Source organism: Goodfellowiella coeruleoviolacea, from assembly GCF_024171785.1.
Taxonomy (GTDB): domain Bacteria; phylum Actinomycetota; class Actinomycetes; order Mycobacteriales; family Pseudonocardiaceae; genus Goodfellowiella; species Goodfellowiella coeruleoviolacea.
The window spans coordinates 22839-31311 of record NZ_JAMTCK010000035.1 but is presented as its reverse complement, the minus strand read 5'-3'; the positions used below and the strand labels follow the sequence as shown (position 1 = coordinate 31311).

Sequence of the window (8473 nt, the reverse complement as noted above, 5' to 3'; positions counted from 1 at the left end):
AAGCTACTGGCTTATATCGGCACGCTGTTGAGTTCTCAAAGAACACGCACTCACCATCACCCACCACCAGTCATGGTGGCCTCCGGGGCGCCTGTCACGCTTATTCGAGCTTCCCTCAGCCCAGCAGATTCACTCTGCCTTTTTCGCTGTGTTCCGCTCTGTTGTGTCTGAACCGTATCAGGCTCGGATTCTCGCTGTCAAATCGGTCTGTTTTCCACTTTCCCGATTCATCAGGACCAACCCTGATCCGTATTCAGTTTTCGCTTTCCGTCAGCCTATCCGACTCGTTTTTCCGCTGTCAAATCGGCTCCAGTGAACCGGATTCGCCCAGCAGAAAACCCCACCAGATATCCGGTTTCGGGATTTTCGTTCTGGTCCCCGAGGAGAGTCACCACAGGGTCGCCGTCTCGACACAGGCCGATCAGCGACTCTCGATCTTCTCTCTGGGGCGCCGCACAACGTTACTCGGCTCGTTTCGCGATGTCAACTCGCTCGACCCGGTACGTCCCGCTCCCATCAGTGTAACACCGCTGGAGTGGTCCGTGGCACCGTCCTCGCCAGGCTCGTACGTCCTGTTCCATCCGGCGCTCTGTGCGACGGGAAGAACGATAGCAGACTTCTGGAGTGCTTCGCACACCCCCCGTTCGACGCGTCTCGACCGGGTGAGCCGCCGGGCTGGCCCGGCCGTGGCACGGACCGGCTGGTTCAGCCGCGCGCGGCTTCGGCGTCCACCAGCTCCTCCAGCGCGTGGACGGACACCCGGCCGCTGACCACGATGGCGGACACGACCGCGAGCAGCAGGAGCACGGTGCCCAGCCACACCATGGTGTGCACCGGCAGGGTGTAGGCGCCGATGACGCGCAGCACGCACTCGGTCAGCAGCGCGGCGCCCCACACCGCGGTGAAGCGGCGTTCGGCGCGCTGGAACCGGGGGCAGGTCGTGGACAGCCGTTCCCAGGCGGCCAGCTCGGCCGGACCACCTCGGGTGAGCCACGGCTTGAGCGCGGCGCTCAGCAGGGGCCGGCCGACCAGGGCGGAGCACAGGAAGGCGATGCCGACCGTGCTGCTGACCCCGCTGTCCTTGGCGATCATCAGCCTGGGGTCGCCGACGACCAGGCTGAGCAGCAGCCCGACCACGTTGGTGGTCAGCATCAGCACGGCCATGGCGTTGAACCGGCGTTGCCCGGCCAGGCCCCAGACGGTGCGGACCGCCGGCAGCGCGCTGCTCCAGGCCAGGGCGGCCAGGTCGCTGAGGCCGAAGGCCGAGCTGAGCAGGTAGTAGGAGGCGATCGGCACCCCGGCGTCCACGAGCAGCGGGCTCAGGCTCTGCAGCAGCGGGTGGCGAACGCCCACGGCCCCGGTCGCGGCGGGGGCCTGGACTGCCAGATCCTGGGCTGCCAGATCCTGGGCGCCGGTGGTCCGGGTGCTCGCCGCGTCGATGGTGGTCTGGCTCATGGTCTGCCCTTCCGCGTGCTGTTCGTGGTGGTCAGCGCCGTTCTCGGTGCTGGTCTCAGCTTCGCGGCGGGGCGGGGCGGGCAGGGGTGTCGAACGTCCACAGCTGGGCATGACATCTGTCAGGGGGCTCGCCCGACCGGGAAGGGCCGTCAACCGGGTGGCGGCGCGTGCGCTGGCGGTCAGGCCGAGGTCGGCGACTTCACCCTGGTCAGGCGGGCGGTTGGGTAGCGTCGCCGGCGTGTCCAACCTGCTGCGCTCCTGGCTGGCGCCGGCCCGCCCGGCGGTGACCGCTCCAGTGCCCGACCTGGCCGGTGACCCGACCCAGCGGCGGGGTTACGTCGTCGAACTGGTGGTGGTCTTCACCGTCACGCTGGGCCTGTCCGGGCTGCGCAGCCTGCTGTCGCTGCTGGACAGCCTGCTGCGCCCGGAGCCGTTGAACCAGCAGTCGGTGGCGATCAACGTGCCGCAGGCCGAGGTCAGCCTGCTGGACCTGCTGGGCCAGCTGACCAGCGTGTTGCACCTGCTGGCCTGGGGCGCGCTGGGCGCGTACCTGCTGTGGCGCAGCGGTACCAGGCTGGTCGAGGTGGGGTTGGACCGGACCCGGATCGGTCGGGACCTGCTGGGGTCGGCCGGGCTGGCCGCGCTGATCGGCATTCCCGGGCTGGTCTTCTACCTCGTGGTCTGGCAGCTCGGCTTCAACCTCGCGGTGCTGCCCTCGACGCTGGACGACTCGTGGTGGCGGGCGGTGGTGCTCAGCCTGTCCGCGTTCGGCAACGCGTGGGCCGAGGAGGTGCTGGTGGTCGGCTACCTGATCACCCGGCTGCGCCAGTTCGGCTGGCAGGAGAACACCTCGCTGCTGGCCGCGGCCGTGCTGCGCGGCTCGTACCACCTGTACCAGGGGTTCGGCGGGTTCGTCGGCAACGTGGTGATGGGGTTGGTGTTCGGCCGGGTGTGGCAGCGGACCAACCGGTTGTGGGTGCTGGTGTTCGCGCACACCCTGCTCGACGTGGTCGCCTTCGTCGGGTACTCGCTGCTGCGCGGCGTGGTGTCCTGGCTGCCGTGACCGGTGGCATGACAATGATTCGATGGCGCATGGCACGTTCTTGTTAACGAAGTGTGCGTTGCGGGCGCGAAACGCGGTTGTTCGTATTGTGATCAGGGGCGCTGACGGCTGGATTCGACTACGCTCGAATGCTGTGACCGCGCACAGCACCGCATTCCCCGCCCCCGACCCGGTGAACCCCAGCTCGGTTGAGCACGGCAGCGCACCGGGCGCCGTCGCCAGTTCCGGTGCCCCGCACCGGGTGGACAGCGAGGTCGGGCCGTTGCGCACGGTGCTGCTGCACCGGCCCGGCGCCGAACTCAAGCGGCTCACCCCCCGCAACAACGACCAGCTGCTGTTCGACGGCATCCCGTGGGTGGACCGGGCGCAGGCCGAGCACGACGCGTTCGCCGCCGTGCTGCGCGCGCGGGGCGTGGAGGTGCTGCTGCTGTCCGACCTGCTGGTGGAGACGCTGGCCGATTCCCGGGCCCGCACCGCGGGCGTGCACAGCGCGGTGGACGAACGCCGGCTGGGCATCGACCTGGCCGACGCCCTGCGCTCGCACCTGGCCACGGCCAGCGCCGAGGAACTCGCGGTGGCGCTCACCGCCGGGATGACCTTCGAGGAGCTGCCCGCCGCCGAGGGCGCGTCCCTGGTGCGGCGGATGCACCACCCGCACGACTTCGCCGTGGACCCGCTGCCCAACCTGATGTTCACCCGGGACTCGTCGGTGTGGGTCGGCGATCGGGTGGCCATCACCTCGCTGGCCATGCCGGCCCGGCGCCGGGAGACCGCGCTCACCGACATCATCTACGCCTACCACCCCAGGTTCCACAGCGCGGGTCGCGCGTACGGCGCCCACTCAGCGCCGGTGGAGGGCGGGGACGTGCTGCTGCTGGCGCCCGGTGTGCTGGCCATCGGCGTTGGTGAGCGCACCACGCCGGCCGGCGCTGAGTCGTTCGCGCGGTCGGCGTTCGCCGACGGGCTCGCGCACACCGTGCTGGCCGTGCCGATCGTCCAGGAGCGGGCGACCATGCACCTGGACACCGTGTGCACCATGGTCGACCGGGACGCGGTGGTGATGTACCCGGCCGTGCGGGACACCCTGTCGGCCTACCCGCTGCGACCGGACGGCTCGGGCGGGGTGCTGGTGGACGGGCCGGAGCCGTTCCTCAGCGCGGCGGCCGAGGCGATGGGCATCGAGCGGCTGCGGGTGATCGACACCGGTCTGGATCCGGTGACGGCCGAGCGCGAGCAGTGGGACGACGGGAACAACACGCTGGCGGTGGCGCCGGGTGTGGTGGTCGCCTACGAGCGCAACGTGGTGACCAATGCCAAACTGGCCGACGCCGGAATTGAGGTGCTGCGGATCAGCGGATCAGAACTGGGTTCTGGCCGGGGCGGCCCGCGCTGCATGTCCTGTCCGGTCGACCGGGCGCCGCTGGTCGGCTAGCAGATCAGGATTCCGCGTTGGCGCGTGGGAACCAGCACCTTCGGAAGAGCTGTTCGTTTCGCCCCAAGGGCCCTGTCCCACCTGGGACGATGTTCCCGATCAACGCCCTGGTCAGCAATGCCGGGAATTTAGCTTAGGCGAACCTGAAAAAGGTGTTGTGAGGCTAACCTTTGTTTCTGCCGCCTTGCTTTTATTAGCCTCTCCTACAATGACGAAGAATACACGGGAATTTCTGTTCAGAGCATACTTCCGGCGTCGAAACGGAGTTATCGTGGAGACATGACGCTGAATGTGAAGCCTTTTGAGCGGCGGAAGTCCCGGTTCTACGAACTGCTCCAGGAGCAGGTGCGCCACGAGTTCGCCGCCTCGCAGCAGTACACCGCCATCGCCGTCTGGTTCAGCGGCCAGGACCTGCCCCGGTTGGCCAGCCACTTCTACCGGCAGGCGCTGGAGGAGCGCAACCACGCGATGATGATCGTGCAGTACCTGCTGGACAACAACCTGTCCGTGGCGATCCCCGGCGTGGACGAGGTGCGCAACGACTTCGCCGACGCGCGCGAGCCGGTGGCGCTGGCACTGACCCAGGAGAAGCAGGTCACCGAGCAGATCGTGACCCTGGCCAAGACGGCCAGGGACGAGGGTGACTACCTCGGTGAGCAGTTCCTCCAGTGGTTCCTCAAGGAGCAGGTCGAGGAGGTCTCCTCGATGACGTCGCTGTTGAACGTGGTCGAGCGGGCCAAGGGCAACCTGTTCCACGTGGAGGACTACCTGGCCAGGGAGTCCATCGGCGAGGACGACGCGGACGGCTTCGCTCCCCAGGCCGCCGGTGGCGCCCTCTGAGAACCCGGTGGGCCACCGTGCGACACCGGAGTTATCCACAGGGCCCTGTGGACAGGTTGTGCATAACCGCGGAGCAACTGTGGATCCGGCTGTGGACAACTCGGGAAGAGCTGTGCACAACCGGATCCCGCGCTGCTCCGAACGGCGGCGTGCGCTGCCTGGCCGGCGCTGGGCTCAGCGCAACGTGACCTGCCGGCCGCGCAGGCCGTCCCTGGCCCGGCGCTCCGCCTCGGACAGCGGCTGGTCGTCCAGTTCGTCCAGCGTCTTGGTCAGCCGCTGCCCCAGCGCCCCGGCCGGTTCACTCCACTCCCGGGCGTGCTGCTCGCGGTCCAGGTCCCACACCGGGACCAGCAGACCGTGCGCCCGGAACGACCCCGCGTACCGGGACCCCTCCCCCAGGTCGAGTTCGCCGCGCACGGCCAGCCGGGCCATCGCGGCCAGCAGCCGCTCCTCCGGCTCCGGGCGCACCCACCGCAGGTGGGCCTTGTCGCCGGCGTCGACCCAGTAGGCGGCGTGCACTCCCGGGCCGGACACCCGCTCGGTCGGCATGATCGCGGCGTTGGCCCGTTCCAGGGCCAGGGCCACCTCGCCGGTGGGTTCGGTGTCGCCAGGAACCCACCAGGCGAAGTCGGTGTGCAGCTCGGGTTCCAGGGTGGCGTCCGGGTCGATCAGATCCTGCAGCCGGCCCGGCTCCGCGCCGTCGTCCGGCCCCACCACCGGCAGGGCCTCGCCCTGCTCCGCGCGCAGCGCCCACCGCACGGCCCGCGCCAGGTCGCGGCTGACATCACCGGACCTGGTCTGCACCTGGAGGCCGACGAAGGTGACGCCGTCGGTGCGGGCCAGCGCGGCCGCGGCCATCGGCAGCACGCTGGCCAGGGTCAGCTCGCGGTCGCCAACGCCCTCGCGCAGCGGCAGCCGCACGGTCGCCGACGGCACGAACTCGCGCAGCGCGATCAGCTCGCACTCGGCGGCCAGCCCCTCGAACGGCCGGGCGACCAGCACGTCCGCCGGGCCACCGGCCGAGCCGTGGCACGCCTTGTACCGCTTGCCGGAGCCGCATGGGCAGGGTTGGCGTGGGTTGATCCCGTTCACGGAACTCCCGCCACTGGTTCTCCCGGCCTTCTTCACGGCCGTCCGCTTGGCCACCGGACTCCTCCTCGCAGCACCACTGTTCTGGCACGCCCGGCGCGACTCGTGTTTCGCCAGTCACACCGGACCTGATCAGGCGCGACCGTAGCCGACCCGAACCGGCTCGGCCGAACAGGGCGGTGGTGGTCGTTCTAACGGGGCAGGGCACCGCCGGCGGGTTGCAGCAGTCGGCGGGTGTTGTCCGGCAGGTTGGTCGCCAGGTAGCGAACCCCCAGGTCCTGGCACAGCTGGACGTCGGCCGGCTCGTCCACCGTCCAGCAGTAGGTGTGGTTGCCCCTGGCCGCGCTGCGCGCCACGTAGTCGGGGTCCTGGCGGAGCAGGTGCACGCCCGGTCCGGTGAAGTCCGCCCAGGGCGGCAGCGACCCGTCGCGCCGGGCCGCGGGGATCCGGCCGAACAGCAGCACCGTGGGCAGGGTCGGGGCGTGGGCGCGCATCCGCCGCACCGCGTGCCCGGAGAACGACATCATCACCACCCTCGACTCCTCCTTGTGCCTCGGGTGGGCCAGGCCGTACCGGGCCAGCACCTCGACCAGCCTGGCCTCCACCCGGCCGCCGTAGCGCACCGGGTGCTTGGTCTCCACGAACAGGGTGATCGGCCGGCCGGCGTCCACCACCAGGCCGAGCAGGGTTTCCAGGGTGAGCAGGCCCCGCTCGGCGTCCGCCGCGACCGGCCCGTCGCCGGGCTCGGCCATGGCCATCCCGGCGGCACGGGCGCGTTCGCCGTGCCAGCTGCCGTAGTCGAACGCGGCCAGCTGCTCCAGGGTGAGGGTGCTGACCACTCCCCGGCCTGACGAGGTCCGGTCCACCCGGCGGTCGTGCACGCACACCAGATGTCCGTCCCTGGTCAACCGGATGTCACATTCCAGCCCGTCCGCGCCCTGCCGCAGGGCGAGCAGGTACGCGGCAAGGGTGTGCTCGGCGCGTTGGGCGGACGCGCCGCGGTGAGCCACGACGGCGGGATACACGTTCGGCAATGCTGCCGGTCGGGTGTGAACGTGCGGCGACGAGATGGTGTCGGCTGGCACGCCACCGCGGAAAACCCCGCACGCGGGGGGCAGCACGCCGCCGGCCGGGTTAGCCGTGCCGGAGCACCGGGGGTGCGGCCGCGGCCTGGGCACCCCGGGTGTGGCCGCCGATCGGGTGGCGAATTACCGTGCGTGGTCGTGGCTGGTGTCCTGTTCGACTCAAGGGATGCGGAGTTCATCGCCGACCCGTATCCGACCTTCGCCGACCTGCGCCGCCGCGGCGAGGTGCACTGGCACGACGAACTCGGCTTGTTCGTGGCGGTCTCCCACGCGGCGTGCTCGGCCGTGCTCCGGCACCGAGGGCTCGGCCGGATCTGGTCGGACGTCCGCCCGGTCGCCGAGTTCGCCTCGTTCAACCTGCTGCACCGCAACTCGCTGCTGGAGAACGAGCCGCCAACGCACACCCGGCTGCGGCGGCTGGTGGCCGCGGCGTTCGCCCGGGGACACGTGGAGCGGCTGCGGCCGTGGGTCGGGGATCTCGCCGCCCGCCTGGTCGACGAGCTGGTCGAGCGGATCGCCGACCAGGGCTCCGCCGACCTGCTCGACCACGTGGCCGGTCCGCTGCCGGTGGCGGTGATCGCGGAGCTGCTCGGGGTGCCGGACGGGGACCGCCCGCTGCTCCAGCCGTGGTCCAACGCGATCGTGAAGATGTACGAGTACGGGTTGGCCGACGACCGGCGGCGCGCGGCCGAGCAGGCCGCCCGCGAGTTCGTCGACTACCTGCGCGGTCTGGTGGCGGTGCGGCGCCGTGAGCCGGGGCGGGATCTGCTCAGCGACCTGGTCGCGGTGACCGACAGCGACGGGGCCCGGCTGACCGAGGACGAGCTGGTGGCCACGGCGGTGCTGCTGCTGATGGCCGGGCACGAGGCCACGGTGAACGTGATCGGCAACGGTGTGCTGGCGCTGCTGCGGCACCGCGACCAGTGGCAGCGGCTGGTGGCCGACCGCGGCCTGCTGGCCAGTGCGACCGAGGAGCTGATCCGGTTCGACGCGCCGCTGCAGCTGTTCGAGCGCACGGCCACGGCCGAGGTGGAGATCGCCGGGCAGGTGGTGCGGCCGGGTGAGAAGATCGCGGCCCTGCTCGGCGCGGCAGCGCGTGACCCCGCGGTGTTCGCCGATCCCGACACCCTGGACGTGGGGCGCTCACCCAACCCGCACCTGGGTTTTGGCGCGGGCATCCACTACTGCCTTGGCGCGCCGCTGGCCAGGATCGAGGTCGAGGCCGCGCTGGGCGCCCTGCTCGACCGGCTGCCCGACGCCGAGGTGGCCGCCGAGCCGCGGCGCCGGCCCGAGTTCGTCATTCGGGGCTGGCGTGAGCTGCCGCTGGCCCGCGCGCGCACGAGGTGAGCACGAAAGAGGTAATTGCGCCGGCCCCGGGGTGACGGGCGGTGATCAGTGCTGGTCAGTGGTGGTACTGGGTTGTCCACAGGTGGTGGAGTTATCCACAGGCGGACAGCGGTGGGGGGTGTGGTGGGGTGGGGGTGGGTAGGCTGGGTTTGGGGTCGCCCC

7 protein-coding genes are annotated in these 8473 nt (G+C 70.5%); 4 read left to right on the top strand and 3 right to left on the bottom strand.

Features of this window, described 5'->3' with window-relative positions; all coding sequences use genetic code 11:
- Positions 1-705: 705 nt before the first annotated feature.
- On the bottom strand, positions 706-1455 hold the full coding sequence (locus tag LX83_RS37295) for a VC0807 family protein (protein WP_253780848.1): 750 nt from the start codon (positions 1453-1455) through the stop codon (positions 706-708).
- A 238-nt stretch (positions 1456-1693) separates the two neighbouring features.
- Between LX83_RS37295 and LX83_RS37290 the strand changes: the two genes are divergently transcribed.
- The 3 genes from LX83_RS37290 (at position 1694) to LX83_RS37280 (ending at position 4790) form a co-directional block, all read left to right on the top strand.
- The gene (locus LX83_RS37290) at positions 1694-2518 is read left to right on the top strand and encodes a CPBP family intramembrane glutamic endopeptidase (protein WP_407649773.1); all 825 of its coding nucleotides are present in this window, start codon (positions 1694-1696) and stop codon (positions 2516-2518) included.
- Positions 2519-2759: 241 nt separating this feature from the next.
- Entirely contained in the window at positions 2760-3950 is a 1191-nt protein-coding gene (locus tag LX83_RS37285) for an arginine deiminase (RefSeq protein ID WP_253780859.1), read from the top strand.
- A 279-nt stretch (positions 3951-4229) separates the two neighbouring features.
- The gene (locus tag LX83_RS37280; protein ID WP_301329570.1) at positions 4230-4790 is read left to right on the top strand and encodes a ferritin; all 561 of its coding nucleotides are present in this window, start codon (positions 4230-4232) and stop codon (positions 4788-4790) included.
- A gap of 174 nt (positions 4791-4964) precedes the next feature.
- On the opposite strand, the gene LX83_RS37275 is transcribed toward LX83_RS37280, so the two are convergent.
- Complete coding sequence (locus LX83_RS37275) at positions 4965-5936, bottom strand: DUF5926 family protein (protein WP_253780846.1); 972 nt, start codon at positions 5934-5936, stop codon at positions 4965-4967.
- A gap of 134 nt (positions 5937-6070) precedes the next feature.
- Positions 6071-6889: a glycerophosphodiester phosphodiesterase family protein gene (locus LX83_RS37270; protein ID WP_253780845.1), complete on the bottom strand. Its 819-nt coding sequence runs from the start codon at positions 6887-6889 to the stop codon at positions 6071-6073.
- Between the two features lie 225 nt (positions 6890-7114).
- On the opposite strand from LX83_RS37270, the gene LX83_RS37265 reads away from it, so the two are divergent.
- Entirely contained in the window at positions 7115-8311 is a 1197-nt protein-coding gene (locus LX83_RS37265; RefSeq protein WP_253780855.1) for a cytochrome P450, read from the top strand.
- The last annotated feature ends 162 nt before the right edge of the window (positions 8312-8473 follow it).